Here is a 15,992-nt window from a genome sequence, read left to right as displayed (position 1 = left end):
TCGTTATCCAACAATGATAGGTTTCGAAAAGAAGTCGCTGATGTTTCCGCTGTTGTCGTTGGCCAGAATCAGCGCCCGGCCAATGGACATTATCAGCGCTACCGCGCCGTCGATTTTGTTGTCGTCGCCCTGCTTGATGGGCCGCACGACATCATCGTTGCCAGGCATGTTTTTCCCGATCACGTTGGCGATGCACCAGGTCATTATCGGATGACCGTCGTGGTGGAATCGGCCAGCAGTTATCGCCGCCTCAAGCTCCTTCATGGGGTCAGACATGTTGGTGTAGTTCTGCGTGATCGTGATCGGGTTGAAACCTTCGTCGTCGAGATCGTGGCTGAGGCCGGTTGCGCCGTGTGGGTCGATCGGGCACTCGCGGACCGGCGCTTGGTGATTGGCTTCCTTGGTGTCTTCGAAGATTTCGCGGTAATCGATCTCGGCGCCGTCGGTGATTTCCAGATGTTTGGAGTTGATCCAGGCTTGGAAACGCTCGGACATGCGCTTGTTGTCGCTGTCATACGCGGTGTCATAGGGCACCCAGAACTTAGGGGCCACGCTGTAATAGTGCGTCTTGGCGTCAATGACGCGCCAAAAAAGGCGCGCCCTTGAGTTCATGTCCAGCTTACGGGCCAAGTCGAAGCCCGCGATCCACTCTTGACCCTCGAACTGATCGAGCGTAAGCGTGGTGTCTTCACTGGATTTCCAGTCTTCCATGTTGAAGAAGCCCGACTTCGCGCTAACCCATAGGTTGAGGTGCTTCGTTTTGAACGTGTTCGCGAAGCGAGCCGAGCGTATTGCCCTGGCTTGCTGACTCTCCAGGTACTCCTGAAACACCGAGACGCCGTGGTTCGGGTTGGCCTTGGCCAGCATCTTCGGATCGGTCCAGTCGTCGCCCTCATCGAGCGTCCAGATCCAGCCGAACAACTCTTCGTCCGGCACCGTACCAGCCAGCATCTCGACGACCTGGCGGCGCTTGTCGTAGCACGGGCCTTCAATGTCGGCGCCGGCCGTGGTGATGATGAACATCAGCGGCTGACGCCGGGCGCCCATGCCTGTGAGCATGGTGTCGTACTGGGCCGAGGTTGGGTGTTCGTGGTATTCGTCGACGATGGCGCAGCTCGGCGATGCACCGTCGCCCGGGTTACCGATCAATGGCTCGAACCGGCTGAAGTCGGACGGAATGTTCATGTTCGAGGCGTTCACCTCGATGCCGGCGGCCTGAATCAGCATCGGCGACTTGCTGACCATCAGCTTGGCGGGCCGGAAAACCTCCCACGCTTGCTTCTCTGTGGTCGCACCGGCGTACACCTCGGCACCGAATTCGCCATCGGCAACGAACATGCTGATGCCAACACCACCGGCAACAACTGATTTGCCGTTCTTCCTGGGCACTTCCCAGTAGCTTTCACGGAACCGGCGGTGGCCGCCCTTCTTCTTGACCCAGCCGAATGTAACGGCCAGGCCGAAAAGCTGCCAAGGCTCCAGCGTGATCAGCTGACGCTTGAATGCCCACTCGCCCTTGGTGTGCGGGAGCAACTGCATCAGCTTGAGCTTTTTCTCTGCCTTCGCCGGATCGAACTTGAAACGGAAACCGCGCTTGCGGCTGGCCGCCAGATCATCGAAGTGGCGCTGCACTGCCTGGTGGATATAACGGCACGCCGGCACCTTACCGCGGAGCAAGGACCGACCCCACGCCGTTGCCTTGTCGACATTGGGGTGGGCAGATTTGGTCATCAGGTTCTCAGTAAGTTGGCAAATTCGTTGGTTTCTTTCTCCTTGTTGCCGCCGATCAATCGGGTGCGGCTGGCCGGGTCCAGACCCAGCATCGAACCGAAGGTCACCATCTGGCGCATCGTTTCGTTCGCGGCGGTAAGTGCGGGATTCTTCATCGGCCCGCCCGTGGCACCGGTGACGACGATGCCATACTGCGTGATTGATTCCTGCGCAAGCCGCCAGTTGTCGTAGGCGCTACAGAAGGCCTCGACGTTGTGCAGGTCCGTGATCGCCACCACGTTCTCGCGCAGTAGCTCTGGAACAATCATGTTCCACATAGTGGCTGCCCGAGGGCTGAACCAATCCGGTGGGTCGATCTGGGTGATCTTGGAAAACTGCGGCTCGGCTGTATTCAGCGCGCGCTTGCCGGGGTTTCCGGCGAGTGCTTTTTTGGCCGTTGGCTTGGGTTTGCGACCACGGCCGGCGACCGTGGCGGTGCCTCCCATCGCGCAACTCCTGACTTTTTAATTTCGCGGGTGTAAAAAAACGATTGAGGGCGCGGTCTAGAAGCGAAAAGGCCCAGACTTTCGACCCTCCCCCTTCCTTTCTGCACGAATCGTTCTCATTTGGCCATTTTCGACTGTTTTTCGGCCATTTTTCTGTTTTCAGCGCCGGGAATTGCCGAAACCACCATCCTCGGAAGCCGTTTTGCTGGAGTGGCATGGTCCACACAGGCTCTGCCAGTTGTCCCGGTCCCAGAACAGGGTCATGTCACCTTTATGCGGGATGATGTGGTCAACATCAGTCGCTGCGACCACCATGCCTGCCTGCTCGCAGCACCGACAAAGCGGGTGCTTGGCCAGCCAGCCTGCCCGAGCCTGCTGCCACTTGTAGTTGTAGTGGCGCTTGGTGCTGCTCTCTCGAGGCTTGGCCCATGTTGAACTCTTGAGCAGGTGGGCATGATCATCGCAGTACCGAGGGTTGCGGGTCAGCGTGTTGCACCCTTGGGCATTGCATGGCTTCTGCGATCTTAGCGGCACGGTTTGCCATCCATGTACGTCATGGGTGGGGCGTCAGGGTCCTGCTCTGCCTGATCCTGTGCCAGAGCTTGGATCAGCATCGACTGGTTGGCCTCCATCCGCTCCAGCAGCGCGGTTTGTTTCTTCATCTCGGCCAGCATTTCGATCTGTAAGCAGTTGGCTTGCTCGCTCATAGGCCAGTCTCGTCATCTTATTGATCCATTCGCGCCGGGCAGCGCATCCACTGCAGGCCACTACTGAGCCGCTCGACTGAGCGCTTCATCAGCTTTATCAGCTGCCTTGGCCGCCGTGTCTGCCGCCTGGACTGCCGTGTTCGATGCCTCTTGCACCTTGACCGCCGCATCCTGGGTCTTCTCGGCCAACGTGGTCAGCCGTAGATCCCGCTTGCCCAGAGCCGCGTCGTAAGCGGCGCGCACTTCGGCAAGCTGTTTGGTCTGCTCGCTGCTGGCCGACCACACACCGGCCTGGTAGCCAAGGATGGATCCGCCGGCTACCAGCAACAGCGCGATTACCCACACCTCGGCACGCCTCCACCAATGGCGGGCGATGAAGTTGATTGCGCATCTGTCCATCAGGCGACTCCTCCCAGCTTGGTGCGCAGGCGGTTGATCTCGTCACTCTGCTGCGTCACACGATCAGTGAGCTGAGCGACTTGGCTGGTGAGGGCTTCGATCTTCCCTTCCATGCGCCCAACTGCCGCGGCGAGCTCGTTGCGCTCTTTGGCGAACTGGTCAGCGCGCGCCTCGGCGGCGTTCGCCCGTGCGCGCTCAGTGTCCAGTAGTTCGTTCAAACGCCGGACGGTGCCGATGTCGGCGTTATCCATTGCGCGATCGGTGGCATCCTTCGAAAGGAACTTGCGAAGCCAGAGCAGGCCGCCCAGCGCGACGGTGGCACTACCGCCAAGCCAGGTAGCTGTGCCTGGGCCGAGGTCAGTAGGATCCATCCGTTACTCCAGAAACGAAAAAGCCCCGCACAGTGGCGGGGCTCAGAATTTTTGGTCGTCTCTCATAACGCGCAAGATCGACATGATGGGGTTAATTTACGGCCAGTCGGCCAATGGGTCAAGCGGCATCTACAAAGATTTGCTCACTGTCGAATATCTCGGTGGCATGGATCACCGCCTGCTCTTCGAGCTTCTCCAAACGCTTGTGGATTCCGCCTCGCCAGTTGCGACGAGTGCGTTCAGGCGAGCCCGCCAGGTCCCATGTGTTCATGTCATAGAATTCGGCAGGCAGCACAATCATGTCGGTGGAGCGCTTGCCAACTTGCACGCCTTTCAGCTTCGGTATGGCCCAGGCAGTCAGCGACTTATAGATGAACAGTTGGGGGGCCGGTGAAACCATGCGGGCCACCAGCCTGCCGATGGCACCGACCTTGTTGGCCTTGTGCGTCGAGTACTTGGCCACCAGCACATCCCACTGAGCCGGCTCAAGCTGGCGGTGTAGCAACGCATATAGGCAGCAGTCGTAATCGAACTTGTCACGCACTGACAGCGTGCTTCCGGTCCCACCCTGACGAAGGTCGGCGTCGATCAGCTTCTGCCAGGACTGCTTGGTGCTGTTGTCGATGTTGTCCGCTGCCAGCACCCGCACCAGGGTGCCCATCACGTCCTTATACATAGCCATGGTTCAATCCCCTGTGTAGTTGGTGCCGCCGGCGCCGCGGCGGTTGTTCTCGTCGTATTGCGCTTCAGCACCGGCGGGCTTGAAGCAGTTGAACTGTGCGATCCGGTGTTCGGCGGCCTGCAGACGAATGCTCAGCTGTGTCACCAGCACCTCCAGCGGGAGCGCTTCGCCGGTTTCGGCTGCGACCCAGCCCGCTGCGTTGCACTGCACGCAGGCCAGTTCATGGAAGACGCCGCTGATCACCGCTCGACCACGGCATGCCGGGCACTTGGCCAGGTCGAGCTGAGCGGCGCGGAATGCTGGGCCGTGGGACTTTTTCATGGGCGTGCACCAGCGAAGCCCTCAATAGCTGCACCAGCAAAGAAGGAAATCACGACGATAGCTGCGACCCACCCCGAATTGAACGAGACCGCCAGGCCCATGCCAGCAACACTGATGATGGTGACGTAGTGCTGCCAGAGGCTGATGCTCGGCTTGAAAAGGTCTTGATTCGCCATTTTTAAACCTCGCCTTTTATGGTTTCTGAATTTAGCTAGAGGCCGCGCCATTCAAGGCCTCGGCGTCATTGTGCGAATTTCCGTTTCTAGTCATGGTCGAGCGGTGAATCAGGCCAAAGCCCTTCCCGTCTAGCCAGTCGTGCCACTTGTTCAGCGCCTCGCGCTTGAGCAGCTCCGCCGAGGTATGGATGTAGGTCTGCACGTTGCGGGTCATGGTGTGGTTCACCAGCATCTCGCCAATCAGGAAGTCGACGCCAAGGTCAGTCCAGCCGGTTCGGGCCACCTTGCGCAGGTCGTGGCTCGTCCACTCGCCCTTGCCCAGGCGTGTGAACACGGCACAGGCCTGGCTGTCACTCATCGGGCCACGGATACGGGCGGGGAACAGGTAGGTGCCCTTGTAGCTTTTGGACGCCTGCCAGTCCCGGTACCGCTCCAGCAGCGCACAAACCTGATGGGTGAGCGGCAGGTGATGTTCACAGCGGGTCTTGGTGTTCTCAGTGGGAATGAACCACTCGCCCTGCTCACCCAGGGTCAGGTGGGACCATTGGGCTTGCCGGGTCTCGCCAGCGCGAGTGCCATGGCACAGCATCATCAACGCCAACATGCAGTCCTGCGGGTGCTGATCGAACCCCTCGGCCAGTTGGCCTATGACCTCTTCGAGCTGCACCGCACGCAAGCGAGACGGCTTAGGCTGGATGCGGGCCTTGGTGAAGTCGGTGAACTTGAACCCGGCGATGGGGTTGGTGGTGATAAGGCGCAGTTTCTCGGCCTGGCGGAAGGCGACGACCAGCACGCCCCACATCAATCGCACGTAGGACAGCGACATTTCGGCCTGCATCGGCCACATGACCAGCTTGTCGAGCGTGGCCCGATCAACGTCCTCCACTACCAGGGTGCCGAGCCGTGGTTTCAGATGGCACGAGATGATCGAGGTGTTGGTGGAGCGGCGCTTCGCTGAGAGGCTGCGGTCAACGGACTGGCGCCCGGTGAACCAGTCGAGCAGCTCGCCGACAGTCTGCAAGGTGCCAGCGGCGGCCGAGGCCTTTGGATCAGCGGCCAGACGCTCGCGGATCTTCGGCAACGCGACGATCAACCCCTTCACCGGCAGCTGAGGAAACCCGGCGATCTTGTCCCACTTGCCGCCCGACACCAGATACCAGGTACCGCGCTCGCGGTTTTGATGGAAACGGAAATACACGCCCGGGTACCGAGCGTCGCGCATGTCACGCACTGCGCTGTTGCTGGCCTGACGACGGATCTCCGCATCGGTAAACGAAGTGAGCATTGTCTGGGTCATGCGGCGGCCTTGGTCTGAGGTTGGAGGAGGTAAGCCCGGATCGCCTCGATGGCGTCGAAGTGCCCGCGGCAAACGATGGCCAAGTAACCCTGATCGGTCAGCGCCTGGAGGTAAGCGTCCTGGGCCGGGGAAACGGCGGCGTCATGCGGTGCTGTGGCCTTAAATTCGATGTACAGGCCGAAGTACCCGCCACGGGCCATCGGCAACACCAGGTCGGGAACACCAGCCTTAACGCCCTGCTCTTTCAGCTTGATCGCCACCAGCTTGTGGCGGTGCCCACCGTTCGGGACGTGGTAGATCAGCTTCGCGGCAGCCGGGTAGCGCAGGCTTATTTCCTTGATCAGCGCTGCCTGTTCCAGGCCCTCACGGTCGATGGACTTGGCGCGCACCGGCTTGGCGGTTAAGGCCTTCGGGCTGAATGGCTTCAAAGCTTCACCATCCCTTCGCTGATCAGGATGTCCTGGGTACGCATGACACCCTCGGCGAGGAAGAGGCGGATCTCGTATTTGGTCAGCTCCCCGGGCGCACGCAGGCGGCCGTCGGCGATATCGTGGCAATACGCGCAGGCCCAAGCCGCCTGCAAGTCGTTGGGCTTCATGCCCATCCCGCAAGTGCCGGCGAGGCGGTAGTGCGCCAGAACGGTGGTGCTCGGGTCGCAACCACACCCCGGAAACCGGACCTGGCAGTCTCGATCGCGCGCGGCATTCCTAAGTTTGCTCATCGGGATCCACCAGCAAGACGGGCGCGCAACTCGGCGATGGCGCCCTTCCCCACCTCGGGTGTGATTCGTCCGTCAACCTTGGCTGGAAGCGCCTTGGGCATTGGCTGAAGCGGCAAGCCGTCGAGCAACCGCCGAATGGTGATCGTGTAATTGCGGTCGAACAGCTTCAGGCTCAGTGCGGCGTCGAGTTTGTTCAGGCTCTCGAATCCGCACTCCTTGGCCGTGTGCCAGACCGCATCGTGCGACCACTTGCCCTGGCCAGCCATGCCTGGGTGGGAGTTCCGCACAGCTTCGCGGTGAGCGGCTGCCAGAGGTGGCAGGCCCAGCATTTCCGGCGTTGGCTTGCACCACTCGATAAACTGCCCTGGGCTTGGGATGAAGTCGGAAACCTGCTTCCGTGCCTTGATCATGCCGAGCTCAATCTGCCCCTGGGTTCGAATGCCTTCGTCCAGGAAAGCCTGCATCCACTGAACCTTGGCCGCGCGGTAGGTTTCCTTGTCCGGCCACGCCTGACGCCACGCTGAACGAATCAGCCGGAGCTCAGTGAACAAGTCGTTGATCGCAACGGCCATCTGACGGCGGCCTTCATCCTGTGGAGCGTGCGTCTCATCTGCCGAGATGAACTCGCCTGCCTTGGGATTGGCCCAGAGGCCCTGTGTTACTGCGGATACCTGCTTCATCAGGATTGCACTCCGTTCTGCCAGTCGGTGCTGTCGTCATCGAAGTCGGAAGCAGCTGCCGGCCTTTGGCGAAAGGGCGTGACGTTGTTAGCGGCTGCTCGGGTTTTATCGTTCAGCACCCACTTAACAAGCATCTGCACCCACTCAGCCTGAGTGTTCACTTGTCCACGCGGCTCGTAGTGAGCAGTGAATGCCCGGCGCGCCTCTTCGGTGAACAGGTCCATCGCTAGGCCAGAATGAACCGAGTAGGTCTTCAGCAGCTTGTCATCAGGATTCCAGTCGAGTGTCATCTCGCTGGGCATGCGAGGATCGACACGCTCATGCGTAGAGAGAGGGTTTTGATCTTCTCTTCTCTTCTCTTCTTTAGGTAACGCACCGCTAACGTTCGCAGCGTTACTTTTACCGTTACTCGCCTTGTGGTTTGCCACCCGTTTTGCCGTGAGAAGCCTGTTTTTAGCGGTCTTCCCGTTGTGCCGGTCGAAATGAGGAAGGCTGATAACACCGTCGCTCTCGATCATCCATGCGACCGATTTCATGTGCTCGCAGAAACCGATAGCGCCTACCAGACGATCCAGTAACTTTTTGCTAACGCTCGGAGCGTTACCGTTTTCAGTTTGTTGATCGAACCATCCCCACACGCGCATCAGCTTGCCGACGACAGCGTCGGGATCGATGTCCGCCAAGTCTGCGATCTGGCAAACCTCGGGTTTGTCCAGGGTGGTGAGTTCGAACTTGATCCAATCGCCGGCCATTACGCGGCCTCCTGCAGTAGTTCAGCGAGGCGTGTCAGCCCCTTTGGAGTGATCATTGGGTCGAAGGCCGCGCGATCGATACCGGTCTCGGGATCAGGCTTCAACGCAGTGACCTTATGGGTCATGTACCCAGAGGTTATGCGGGGCTGGTATGCGACCCAGCGCTTGCAGCCATGGCGTCGGAATATCCAGCGGCGCTGTTCAAGCCAGGCAAAGAGTCGAGATGGCGCGACACCAAGTTGCTTGGCGGCGTCAGTGATGCATATAGCTCCGCCGGCGACGGCAAGCCGTTTGATGGCTGCGACCTTTGGGGCCTGATCTGAAATCAGTCGCTGGAGCTCGCCATTCTTGTCGGCGAGATCGGCTGCAAAGCGCAGGGCTTCTGGCAGGGATTGAGGAATGGCAACGTGTCGTGACACGCTTTCAAGTTCGTGCAAACGTGTCACGACACGATGACGAAGCGGGACGCTGTAGCCGGTCAGCAGCGTCATGACGAGGTCCGGCGGAAGCAGGTACTCGGTTTGCTTCCGATTCGAGGCGTCCAAGTAGATGCATCCAAATTTGGATGCATCTAAGTTCAGCTCCGCCAAGTTGTGCTTAATGTCGCGCACGACGTGGTGATGCTGCTTTCCGGTTAGATCGGCGACCTCCCGGCTCGACATGGTGACGGTATTGCTTGGAGCGACGAGTGTGTTCATAATGGCCCCACAAGTTTTATTGCTGTTGAAAGGACCGCCCTGCCAGGCGGTTTTTTTATGCCTGCGATTCAGGCGGCCTTCAGCGACTCGCGAAGGATGTGCAGCGCTTCGATTGCTTCCTGAATTGCTTTCTCGCCTTGGGCTTTTTCGTGCTGGCTGATGTGGTTGTCAGCGGCGGCGTCGAAGATCAAACGCCCCACGTCCCCGCACTCGGCGGACAGGTGCCCGAGCGCAACCATCAGCGGCTTGGCAACTGGCTTTTCGCGGGCTACCAGGTCGTAGCCAAACTTGTCAGCGAGGGAAATCAGCGCCCGCATGTCTCCGGTGTGCAGCAAAACGCCGAACAGATGCTCGATTGTGAGGTGATGCGCCGAGTTGTCCGGGTTCGAGCGCTGCAGCAGGCTCACGTGCGATAGGCACATCTTTCCAGCCAACTCTTCCGCCCCACTTTCCTTGATGGTGGTGTGGCAAGCCCTCAAGAAATCTTCCATTCGTAAAACCTCAAATTTGTTTCCGTAGTGGCGGCCGCCAGGTCCGGCGATCATTCGCTCAACAGATCAATGACAAGGACGCCTTATGCAGCGGTTTTCTTTTTGTCGGCCTTCAATTGGCCGTTGGTTACAAGTTCAAGCTGGTACTGACGTAGCTCTGGGATCTCTTCGCCCCACTGCCGGACTGCCTCGTATGTGATGCCGAGCGCTTTGGCGAGGGGGGCGATCCCTTTGAAATGGTTAATTGCGTCGGCACGGTTCATGGCTGACTCCTTTGGGTATACGGCAATTCAAGCATGCTTGTGTTTACTAAGCAAGCATGCTTGCCAAGCTAACTTGTAGATTGCTTGCATGAAAATTACTGATCGGATTGCGAAACTTGTCCTGGCGCGAAAGCCTGAGATCGGCCCGCGAGGATTCAAAAGAGATATAGCGACCACCTGCGGGGTCAGCTACGAAGCTGTTCGTCAGTGGTTTGCCGGGGATACCGGCAACATAAAGAACGAAAATCTGGTAGCGATCGCTGAAGGCTATGACACGACGGTAGATTGGCTGCTATCAGGCAAAGGTGAGCCGCCAAGCCGGAAGGCCGCGGATACTCCAAAATCTGGCAATTATTCTTCGGCGGACCTGGTCAAGCAGATGCTCGCGAAGCACGGCCGGGGCTTATCGGATGAGGCGAGAGCACGAATCGCCGAAGTGGTAGAAGATGTGGCGCTTGAGTCGAATTCGACCAATGTGGTGAAAGTCGATTTCACCAGGGCTGGCCAAGTCGGTGACGAAGTATGGATTGCCCACTACGACGTGCGCGCAGCAATGGGCGGCGGGCAGATACCACACGAATTCCCAGAGATGCTTCAGGACATACGGGTCAGCCCCAAGCATTTGCGCGAGATGGGTGTCACGTTCAAAGAGCACTTCCACCTCAAGATGATCACCGGCTGGGGACAGTCGATGGCGCCAACGATCAAGGATCGCGACCCACTGCTGGTAGATATCACGATCCGGGAGTTCACCGGGGATGGCATATACCTCTTCTCGCACGACGAGATGCTGTACGTGAAGCGCTTGCAGAAGAAAGGCAAGGATCGTTTCAAGATGATCTCGGACAACAAGCATCACGACATAGAAGAGATCCGCGTGGATGACACCCACATCTTGGCCCGTGTGCTTTACGTGTGGAACGGACAGCCGGTATAAGGCATGCACGTCATCAAAGCCCGGCCAGCGCCGGGCTTTTTGTTGCCAGCTAGAAAGGCGCCGCCTCTTCTTCCAGAACAAACTCAACCTCGCCCTTCCCCGCCACCTCAACCTCCTGCTGCTCCCACCTAACCGTCACGCTGCCGTCGTCATTGAGCGTCAACTCAAGCTCGTCGGTTTCGGCTATTACCCCCAGAACCTCTTCCCACTCCCGATCTCCGTCCGTGTCCAGGCGATGAATCATCACCCAGCGCTGCGCCTGCGCAACTGGGTGGTTGATCATCGATGACACCCTCAATCCCAGCCGTTCCACACCCGTCATTTCTGCCCGTGCCGAGCCTGCCGGGCCTCCCTTCTGCTTAGCCATAACCACCTCCCAAGAATGCTGTACATACATACAGTAAGCAAAATATACACAAGCGTGCTTGCATTCAAATCACAAGCATGCTTTTATAAATGCAAGCCGACTTGTGCTTCTCCACAAGCACAGGACGCCCACCGCTCTTTAACAGCCAGCGCAACAAACAACAGACCGCATTGCCTCTACCGGCGACCGGCGAGCAGACAGGCCCGAAAGCCTGCCAACGACAGGGACAACCCTGTACGGCTGCCCGATGGTGAAACGCCAGAACCGAGTGAACGACCCGGCAAGCAATGCGCCCCGCCCCTTCCGGCGGCAATTGGACGGAAAGCATCACTGCTGCACCTTGGCGACAGGGTGCAGCGGGATGACAACCGAGGACGAATCATGAACCTGTACACGCATCAGAGTGGCCTGCTAGCTCTCAAGCCTGAGCGGCAGGAGGCATGCAAGGCAGCAGGAGTAACCGTGCTGGGCTTCGGCGAGAAAATGCCCAAGGGTGGGATGTTGCTCGCCGATACCCGCCCGCGCGGTTTCGTTGGCGGCCGGGGGCCAGGCGACCCGGCGGCCACCATGATAATCATCGGTAGCGCGTTCAAGCCGGAGAAGACCTATTACTTCGAAAGCTTTGAGCGAGCACTCAAAAAGGCCCAAAAGCTCGCAGCCTGAACAACCAGCGCCACGACAGCCTGTCGTTAACTGCCCGGTCACTTGCGTGCCGAAACGCAGGCTGTATCGGAGTGTGAACTGAGTACCGCCGGCCAGCGCGAGAGCAAAGGCAGACAAACGTCATGCAGTTCACACCCCGATGCGGACGAAATCGCGGCCTATAACCGCTTCCTGCATCACAACCAACTACCGAGGAATACTCGGTAGTTGCCACTAACGCGGAGGATTGGCAGCCATGTGAACCAAAAATCAGACAGCTCAGCGCTCACATAGGGAGGTCTATGTGACGCAACGAAAGCCCGATTCCGGTCGGGCTTTTTTACGGCTCGCCTTTATCCGTCAGCACCCTCCCCTGCGCCCAACGGCAAACAGCAGGCGGTCAGGCTGCTGACGAATAAACGCAACCCACTGAGGTATTCGCCATGCACGCATCAATTCAACAGCGCGTAGACGGGGTTGCGGCCCTGCACGTTCGCTCCCGCATTGCCACCGCCGAGTTCTACGCCTTGATCGGCAAGGAGCAACCTGTGCAGAAGATTCGATTTCAGATCCGCACCGCCGCAAAGGCTTACCACATCGTCGAGATTGCTACCGGCAAGGTGAAAGGCTTCCGCTGGACCTGGAAAGATGCCAGCAACTTTGCCCAGGCTCTGGAATCCCGCGCAGACGGCGTGAAGGTGACGCTGTCGGGCGGTACGCAATGATCGGCGAGCCAATGCCCAACCCGCGCGACTCGATCATTGATGAGTTGAATCAGCACCTCGACGCCTTCTTCGGTGCCGGGCGCAGCGTGCAGGAAGTCGCCCAGGGCGTAAGCGGCGTTAAGGACGGCACCTATGGCGGTGGGCACAGCAGCAAGCTGCGCGCCGAACGCGACAGGCTGGCACCAGGGCTCAAGCAACTCGCCGATACCGGCACCTCGATCAATAAGGCCGCCGCTGCAATGGGGATCGACCACAAGCGCGCCAGGCTCATCGCCCGGGAGAACGGCTTCAAGTTCGCCGAGGCCCCATGAGACGCATCAGCAAGATCACAGCCGCGCGGCGCAGGCCGACATGGTTGGCACTGCCAGCAAGCGGAATAGAAGAGGTAGGCCATGGCCGAGGAAGAGCAGCAGCCGACGGCGGAAGCACTGAAGCAGCGCCGCAAGCGCGAGAAAGCGGCAGCGAAGGACGCAGCATTGGGCGTCGAGAAGTTTACCGTTGAGGTTGCCGGCGTTTTCAAGGCCGACCTCAAGCGCCTTATGAAGCAGCACGGCTTCAACAGCCAGCAGGAAGTGTTTCAGAACCTGCTACGCAACGTGATCGCTGCCGACTTCGAAACGGCGGCGCAGATGCTCAAATGTGTCACGACACCTTTTGTAGTTACCGAAAAGGTGTCGGAGATCATCAGGGCTGCCGGCATGAAGTCGCTCGCCGACGACCCGCCAGAGCCTGACGACGAAATCGAAAGACCAGCATAACCCAACCTACTCGCTGCATCCGGTAACCGGAGGGCGGCGCCTGACTGGAGATAATCCATGGACGAGCATTTCTACCTTCAAGACAGTCGCAGCCACTCCTACGTAGGTGACGGGTTGTCGTTCTGGGGCTTTGGTGGATCTGGGTATGTCACGGATCTGGCCAAGGCCGAGGTGTTCACTCGGGACGGAGCTTTAGATCACCGCGACACTGACATCCCTTGGCCCAAGGCCTATGTCGACGCCCGGGCGCGAGTCGGTGTCGATTGCCAGAATGTCACCTTGAGCGAGGCGCTGGACCAACACCCCGACGCAGCCGAGTTTTACATCCAGAAGCCGCAGTGCTGGAACGGCAACAACTTGATTTGGCTTTGTGAAGATGGCGTGTTCACAAGCAACCTTTCCAAGGCTGTGGTGGTGCCGAGGGTCCACACCGTCACATGGATCGGCAAGCTCGGTCAATCAGGCGCGGTGGTCTGGCCCAAGCCCTACATCGACGCCCACTCCCGGCGCCTTGTTGAGCGCGACGACGTGAATATCAAAGACGCCCTGCGCGGCACCGGCATCAAGCTGGCCAAGCCGAAGAAGCCCAAAATGATGATGTTCAATTGTGACGGCTGCGGCCGGTTCATCAGTGACGCGCAACGCTATCGCGAAGACTGCCGGAACTGCGGGACAAGCAACACTCCTTGATCCGGCTCCATGCCGGTCACCCGTAATACCCCATATCAACGAATCACGCCAGCCGGCGAGGATCCCCTATGTCCGCACAACAGAAGAAACCCCAATTTATCCATGGCCAGCCGAGCATGGGCCTGCCGTTCCAGAAAGAGTTGGTGGTGGACCTGTTCGCCGGCGGCGGCGGTGCAAGCACTGGTATTGCCCGGGCGTACCGGGAACCGGACGTGGCAGTGAACCACAACCCGATCGCCTTGGCCGTGCACCGCGCCAATCACCCCAAAACCGCGCACTACGTTGCCGACGTGTTTGAGGTTGATCCGGTCATAGCAACCGGCGGTCAGCCTGTTGGCATTCTCTGGGCATCGCCGGACTGCCGCCATCACAGCAAGGCCAAAGGCGGTGCGCCTCGCGACCGTGGCGTGCGCGGGTTGGCCTGGGTTGTTGTTCGCTGGGCGCATGCCACCCGACCTCGCCTGATGTTCCTGGAGAACGTCGAAGAGTTTTGCGACTGGGGGCCGATCGACGAGAACGGCCAGCCGATCAAGGCTGAGCGAGGGCGAACCTTCAAATCGTTCGTTGCGGCGCTCAGCACCGGCCTGCCAGCCGATCACCCGGACATGCCGGAGGTTCTGCAATCGATCGGGGACTTCGTGCCGGTGGAAAGCCTTGTCCGTGGTTTGGGATACAACGTCGAATGGCGGGAGCGGATCGCGGCTAACGCCGGCGCCCCAACTATCCGCAAACGCCTGTATCTGGTGGCGCGCAGCGACGGTCTGCCGATCGTTTGGCCGGAGCCGGTACGACACAAAAAGCCAACAGCGAAACAGCAGCCGTGGCGCACGGCGGCCGAGTGCATTGACTGGAGCAACCTGGGCAAGACGATCTTCCGGGAAAAGCCCATGGCATTGAATACCCGCCGTCGGGTGGCCAAGGGTATGTGGCGCCACGTAATTACCAGTGAGAAACCATTCATTGTGCCAATGCGTGGGACGTCGGACGCACACACAAGCACGCACGGCGTAGATGAATCAGTTTCTACCATCAGCGCCGGCGGCACTCATCACGCCCTGGTGCAGCCAGTGGCAGCGCCGTTCCTCACCGAATGTGCCAATGGGTCATCGCAGCGCAACTTCGACGTTCAGGAAGCTCTGCGCACTCAGGTTGCCCAGGTGAAAGGTGGCCATTTTGCGATGGCGGCCTGTCACCTGACGCACCTCACTCACCACGGGGAGCGTAGCGGCTACTCACCGGACGAGTCGGCACGCACGGTCACCGGCGCGAATCGCGGCGAACAGGCCATTGTCTGTGGGCATATGACAGCCTTCGGGCAGAACGCCGTGGGAAGCTCGCCTGATGATCCTGCACAGACCGTACTGGCAGGCGCGGCGCGCCACGGGATCGTCGCAGCGAACATGGTCACACTGCGCAAGGGCTCGATAGGGGCTGACGTTGATGGGCCTCTGGCCGTGGTCGCTACCAGCACTGGACATCACGCGGTGACGGCAGCGTTCTTCGAGCAGGCGAATGGCGGTTTCTACAAAGGTGACGGCCGATCGGCGTACCAGCCGACATCCACCATCTGCCAGTCAGGCGCCAATCAGCGTCTGGCCAACGCTTATCTGGTGAAGTACTACGGCAATGAGAAAGACGGAATTGCCCTGACTGAACCAATGCATACCCTGCCGACGAAGGACCGGGTTGCCCTGGTTGAGGTGGTGCAGGTGCCGGACACGCTCACGCCGGAGCAAATGGAAGGTGCCCGCCGCTGCGCCGCCTTCATGCACGAGCATCTGCCGGAGCATTTCAAAGAGCCGGCCGAGATGATCATGATCGGCGGGTATGTACTGGTGGATATCACCTTGCGCATGCTGCAACCGCCAGAGCTGAAGGCCGCACAGGGCTTCGACAAGGACTACATCATTGACCGCGGCCTGTTCGTTGATCAGGTGACCGGCGCAGAGCAATGGTTGCCGATCAACAAGACGAATCAAGTCAGGCTCATCGGCAACAGCGTTTGCCCGGACGAAGCCGAGGCCTTGGTCAGGGCGAATGCCGCCGACATCATCGAGCTTTACCAGCGCCTCGCCGCGTAACTTCCCCACTCTACCGCC

At 59.5% G+C, this 15,992-nt stretch carries 25 protein-coding genes; 7 read left to right on the top strand and 18 right to left on the bottom strand.

Annotated elements, in window-relative coordinates:
- Positions 1–3: 3 nt before the first annotated feature.
- The 17 genes from ACP7A2_RS15350 to ACP7A2_RS15270 form a co-directional block, all read right to left on the bottom strand.
- On the bottom strand, positions 4–1,731 hold the full coding sequence (locus tag ACP7A2_RS15350; protein WP_426134883.1) for a terminase large subunit: 1,728 nt from the start codon (positions 1,729–1,731) through the stop codon (positions 4–6).
- Positions 1,731–2,216 (bottom strand): phage terminase small subunit P27 family, encoded by a 486-nt coding sequence (locus ACP7A2_RS15345; RefSeq protein ID WP_426134882.1) that lies wholly within the window; start codon positions 2,214–2,216, stop codon positions 1,731–1,733. Before ACP7A2_RS15345 ends, ACP7A2_RS15350 begins: the two co-directional genes overlap by 1 nt.
- Positions 2,217–2,375: 159 nt before the next feature.
- The gene (locus ACP7A2_RS15340; RefSeq protein WP_426134881.1) at positions 2,376–2,750 is read right to left on the bottom strand and encodes an HNH endonuclease signature motif containing protein; all 375 of its coding nucleotides are present in this window, start codon (positions 2,748–2,750) and stop codon (positions 2,376–2,378) included.
- Positions 2,741–2,923, bottom strand: a complete 183-nt coding sequence (locus ACP7A2_RS15335; protein WP_426134880.1) for a hypothetical protein — start codon at positions 2,921–2,923, stop codon at positions 2,741–2,743. Before ACP7A2_RS15335 ends, ACP7A2_RS15340 begins: the two co-directional genes overlap by 10 nt.
- Before the next feature lie 60 nt (positions 2,924–2,983).
- Complete coding sequence (locus ACP7A2_RS15330; RefSeq protein WP_426134879.1) at positions 2,984–3,322, bottom strand: hypothetical protein; 339 nt, start codon at positions 3,320–3,322, stop codon at positions 2,984–2,986.
- Positions 3,322–3,693: a hypothetical protein gene (locus ACP7A2_RS15325; RefSeq protein WP_049712367.1), complete on the bottom strand. Its 372-nt coding sequence runs from the start codon at positions 3,691–3,693 to the stop codon at positions 3,322–3,324. The genes ACP7A2_RS15330 and ACP7A2_RS15325 overlap by 1 nt, the downstream gene beginning before the upstream one ends.
- A 118-nt stretch (positions 3,694–3,811) precedes the next feature.
- Positions 3,812–4,375, bottom strand: a complete 564-nt coding sequence (locus ACP7A2_RS15320; protein ID WP_426134878.1) for a hypothetical protein — start codon at positions 4,373–4,375, stop codon at positions 3,812–3,814.
- Positions 4,376–4,378: 3 nt separating this feature from the next.
- The gene (locus tag ACP7A2_RS15315) at positions 4,379–4,696 is read right to left on the bottom strand and encodes a hypothetical protein (protein WP_426134877.1); all 318 of its coding nucleotides are present in this window, start codon (positions 4,694–4,696) and stop codon (positions 4,379–4,381) included.
- Positions 4,693–4,872 carry a hypothetical protein gene (locus tag ACP7A2_RS15310; protein WP_426134876.1) on the bottom strand — a complete coding sequence of 60 codons (180 nt, stop codon included), beginning with the start codon at positions 4,870–4,872 and terminating at the stop codon, positions 4,693–4,695. Before ACP7A2_RS15310 ends, ACP7A2_RS15315 begins: the two co-directional genes overlap by 4 nt.
- Positions 4,873–4,903: 31 nt before the next feature.
- Positions 4,904–6,169: a tyrosine-type recombinase/integrase gene (locus tag ACP7A2_RS15305; RefSeq protein WP_426134875.1), complete on the bottom strand. Its 1,266-nt coding sequence runs from the start codon at positions 6,167–6,169 to the stop codon at positions 4,904–4,906.
- On the bottom strand, positions 6,166–6,597 hold the full coding sequence (locus tag ACP7A2_RS15300) for a VRR-NUC domain-containing protein (protein WP_426134874.1): 432 nt from the start codon (positions 6,595–6,597) through the stop codon (positions 6,166–6,168). Before ACP7A2_RS15300 ends, ACP7A2_RS15305 begins: the two co-directional genes overlap by 4 nt.
- The gene (locus ACP7A2_RS15295; protein ID WP_426134873.1) at positions 6,594–6,890 is read right to left on the bottom strand and encodes a DUF1364 domain-containing protein; all 297 of its coding nucleotides are present in this window, start codon (positions 6,888–6,890) and stop codon (positions 6,594–6,596) included. Before ACP7A2_RS15295 ends, ACP7A2_RS15300 begins: the two co-directional genes overlap by 4 nt.
- A complete protein-coding gene (locus tag ACP7A2_RS15290; protein WP_426134872.1) occupies positions 6,887–7,570 on the bottom strand; it encodes a replication protein P in 684 nt (227 codons plus the stop codon). Before ACP7A2_RS15290 ends, ACP7A2_RS15295 begins: the two co-directional genes overlap by 4 nt.
- Entirely contained in the window at positions 7,570–8,322 is a 753-nt protein-coding gene (locus tag ACP7A2_RS15285) for a DnaT-like ssDNA-binding domain-containing protein (protein ID WP_426134871.1), read from the bottom strand. The genes ACP7A2_RS15290 and ACP7A2_RS15285 overlap by 1 nt, the downstream gene beginning before the upstream one ends.
- Entirely contained in the window at positions 8,322–8,984 is a 663-nt protein-coding gene (locus ACP7A2_RS15280) for a phage antirepressor KilAC domain-containing protein (protein ID WP_426134944.1), read from the bottom strand. Before ACP7A2_RS15280 ends, ACP7A2_RS15285 begins: the two co-directional genes overlap by 1 nt.
- A 104-nt stretch (positions 8,985–9,088) precedes the next feature.
- Positions 9,089–9,565 carry a phage regulatory CII family protein gene (locus tag ACP7A2_RS15275; protein ID WP_426134870.1) on the bottom strand — a complete coding sequence of 159 codons (477 nt, stop codon included), beginning with the start codon at positions 9,563–9,565 and terminating at the stop codon, positions 9,089–9,091.
- A 29-nt stretch (positions 9,566–9,594) separates the two neighbouring features.
- Positions 9,595–9,774 carry a Cro/CI family transcriptional regulator gene (locus tag ACP7A2_RS15270; protein ID WP_184743433.1) on the bottom strand — a complete coding sequence of 60 codons (180 nt, stop codon included), beginning with the start codon at positions 9,772–9,774 and terminating at the stop codon, positions 9,595–9,597.
- Positions 9,775–9,862: 88 nt separating this feature from the next.
- Here ACP7A2_RS15270 and ACP7A2_RS15265 point away from each other — a divergent pair, with 88 nt between their 5' ends.
- Positions 9,863–10,711: an XRE family transcriptional regulator gene (locus ACP7A2_RS15265; protein ID WP_426134869.1), complete on the top strand. Its 849-nt coding sequence runs from the start codon at positions 9,863–9,865 to the stop codon at positions 10,709–10,711.
- 49 nt (positions 10,712–10,760) lie between these two features.
- Here ACP7A2_RS15265 and ACP7A2_RS15260 read toward each other — a convergent pair whose 3' ends face one another.
- On the bottom strand, positions 10,761–11,078 hold the full coding sequence (locus ACP7A2_RS15260; RefSeq protein ID WP_426134868.1) for a DUF1654 domain-containing protein: 318 nt from the start codon (positions 11,076–11,078) through the stop codon (positions 10,761–10,763).
- 381 nt (positions 11,079–11,459) lie between these two features.
- On the opposite strand from ACP7A2_RS15260, the gene ACP7A2_RS15255 reads away from it, so the two are divergent.
- The 6 genes from ACP7A2_RS15255 (at position 11,460) to ACP7A2_RS15230 (ending at position 15,974) form a co-directional block, all read left to right on the top strand.
- Complete coding sequence (locus ACP7A2_RS15255) at positions 11,460–11,741, top strand: hypothetical protein (protein ID WP_426134867.1); 282 nt, start codon at positions 11,460–11,462, stop codon at positions 11,739–11,741.
- A gap of 422 nt (positions 11,742–12,163) precedes the next feature.
- The gene (locus ACP7A2_RS15250) at positions 12,164–12,445 is read left to right on the top strand and encodes a hypothetical protein (protein ID WP_426134866.1); all 282 of its coding nucleotides are present in this window, start codon (positions 12,164–12,166) and stop codon (positions 12,443–12,445) included.
- Entirely contained in the window at positions 12,442–12,756 is a 315-nt protein-coding gene (locus tag ACP7A2_RS15245) for a hypothetical protein (RefSeq protein ID WP_426134865.1), read from the top strand. The genes ACP7A2_RS15250 and ACP7A2_RS15245 overlap by 4 nt, the downstream gene beginning before the upstream one ends.
- An 81-nt stretch (positions 12,757–12,837) precedes the next feature.
- Complete coding sequence (locus ACP7A2_RS15240) at positions 12,838–13,203, top strand: hypothetical protein (protein WP_426134864.1); 366 nt, start codon at positions 12,838–12,840, stop codon at positions 13,201–13,203.
- Positions 13,204–13,260: 57 nt separating this feature from the next.
- The gene (locus ACP7A2_RS15235; protein ID WP_426134863.1) at positions 13,261–13,893 is read left to right on the top strand and encodes a hypothetical protein; all 633 of its coding nucleotides are present in this window, start codon (positions 13,261–13,263) and stop codon (positions 13,891–13,893) included.
- A gap of 68 nt (positions 13,894–13,961) precedes the next feature.
- On the top strand, positions 13,962–15,974 hold the full coding sequence (locus tag ACP7A2_RS15230) for a DNA cytosine methyltransferase (protein WP_426134862.1): 2,013 nt from the start codon (positions 13,962–13,964) through the stop codon (positions 15,972–15,974).
- Positions 15,975–15,992: the final 18 nt, after the last annotated feature.

Origin of the sequence: Pseudomonas sp. PWP3-1b2, from assembly GCF_049896045.1 — a bacterium.
In the GTDB taxonomy this organism is placed as follows: domain Bacteria; phylum Pseudomonadota; class Gammaproteobacteria; order Pseudomonadales; family Pseudomonadaceae; genus Aquipseudomonas; species Aquipseudomonas antarctica_B.
The sequence above is the reverse complement of the archived record's forward strand: the minus strand, read 5'-3'. Positions and strand labels throughout refer to the sequence as shown.

Excerpts from the sequence above, each read along its gene's own strand:
- ACP7A2_RS15280 (WP_426134944.1), bottom strand. The coding sequence starts at position 8,984 with ATGTCGAGCCGGGAGGTCGCCGATCTAACCGGAAAGCAGCATCACCAC.
- ACP7A2_RS15290 (WP_426134872.1), bottom strand. The coding sequence starts at position 7,570 with ATGAAGCAGGTATCCGCAGTAACACAGGGCCTCTGGGCCAATCCCAAG.
- ACP7A2_RS15285 (WP_426134871.1), bottom strand. The coding sequence starts at position 8,322 with ATGGCCGGCGATTGGATCAAGTTCGAACTCACCACCCTGGACAAACCC.
- ACP7A2_RS15245 (WP_426134865.1), top strand. The coding sequence starts at position 12,442 with ATGATCGGCGAGCCAATGCCCAACCCGCGCGACTCGATCATTGATGAG.
- ACP7A2_RS15335 (WP_426134880.1), bottom strand. The coding sequence starts at position 2,923 with ATGAGCGAGCAAGCCAACTGCTTACAGATCGAAATGCTGGCCGAGATG.
- ACP7A2_RS15305 (WP_426134875.1), bottom strand. The coding sequence starts at position 6,169 with ATGACCCAGACAATGCTCACTTCGTTTACCGATGCGGAGATCCGTCGT.
- ACP7A2_RS15315 (WP_426134877.1), bottom strand. The coding sequence starts at position 4,696 with ATGAAAAAGTCCCACGGCCCAGCATTCCGCGCCGCTCAGCTCGACCTG.
- ACP7A2_RS15270 (WP_184743433.1), bottom strand. The coding sequence starts at position 9,774 with ATGAACCGTGCCGACGCAATTAACCATTTCAAAGGGATCGCCCCCCTC.
- ACP7A2_RS15320 (WP_426134878.1), bottom strand. The coding sequence starts at position 4,375 with ATGGCTATGTATAAGGACGTGATGGGCACCCTGGTGCGGGTGCTGGCA.
- ACP7A2_RS15250 (WP_426134866.1), top strand. The coding sequence starts at position 12,164 with ATGCACGCATCAATTCAACAGCGCGTAGACGGGGTTGCGGCCCTGCAC.
- ACP7A2_RS15325 (WP_049712367.1), bottom strand. The coding sequence starts at position 3,693 with ATGGATCCTACTGACCTCGGCCCAGGCACAGCTACCTGGCTTGGCGGT.
- ACP7A2_RS15330 (WP_426134879.1), bottom strand. The coding sequence starts at position 3,322 with ATGGACAGATGCGCAATCAACTTCATCGCCCGCCATTGGTGGAGGCGT.
- ACP7A2_RS15350 (WP_426134883.1), bottom strand. The coding sequence starts at position 1,731 with ATGACCAAATCTGCCCACCCCAATGTCGACAAGGCAACGGCGTGGGGT.
- ACP7A2_RS15235 (WP_426134863.1), top strand. The coding sequence starts at position 13,261 with ATGGACGAGCATTTCTACCTTCAAGACAGTCGCAGCCACTCCTACGTA.
- ACP7A2_RS15275 (WP_426134870.1), bottom strand. The coding sequence starts at position 9,565 with ATGATCGCCGGACCTGGCGGCCGCCACTACGGAAACAAATTTGAGGTT.
- ACP7A2_RS15345 (WP_426134882.1), bottom strand. The coding sequence starts at position 2,216 with ATGGGAGGCACCGCCACGGTCGCCGGCCGTGGTCGCAAACCCAAGCCA.
- ACP7A2_RS15260 (WP_426134868.1), bottom strand. The coding sequence starts at position 11,078 with ATGGCTAAGCAGAAGGGAGGCCCGGCAGGCTCGGCACGGGCAGAAATG.
- ACP7A2_RS15310 (WP_426134876.1), bottom strand. The coding sequence starts at position 4,872 with ATGGCGAATCAAGACCTTTTCAAGCCGAGCATCAGCCTCTGGCAGCAC.
- ACP7A2_RS15255 (WP_426134867.1), top strand. The coding sequence starts at position 11,460 with ATGAACCTGTACACGCATCAGAGTGGCCTGCTAGCTCTCAAGCCTGAG.
- ACP7A2_RS15240 (WP_426134864.1), top strand. The coding sequence starts at position 12,838 with ATGGCCGAGGAAGAGCAGCAGCCGACGGCGGAAGCACTGAAGCAGCGC.
- ACP7A2_RS15230 (WP_426134862.1), top strand. The coding sequence starts at position 13,962 with ATGTCCGCACAACAGAAGAAACCCCAATTTATCCATGGCCAGCCGAGC.
- ACP7A2_RS15265 (WP_426134869.1), top strand. The coding sequence starts at position 9,863 with ATGAAAATTACTGATCGGATTGCGAAACTTGTCCTGGCGCGAAAGCCT.
- ACP7A2_RS15295 (WP_426134873.1), bottom strand. The coding sequence starts at position 6,890 with ATGAGCAAACTTAGGAATGCCGCGCGCGATCGAGACTGCCAGGTCCGG.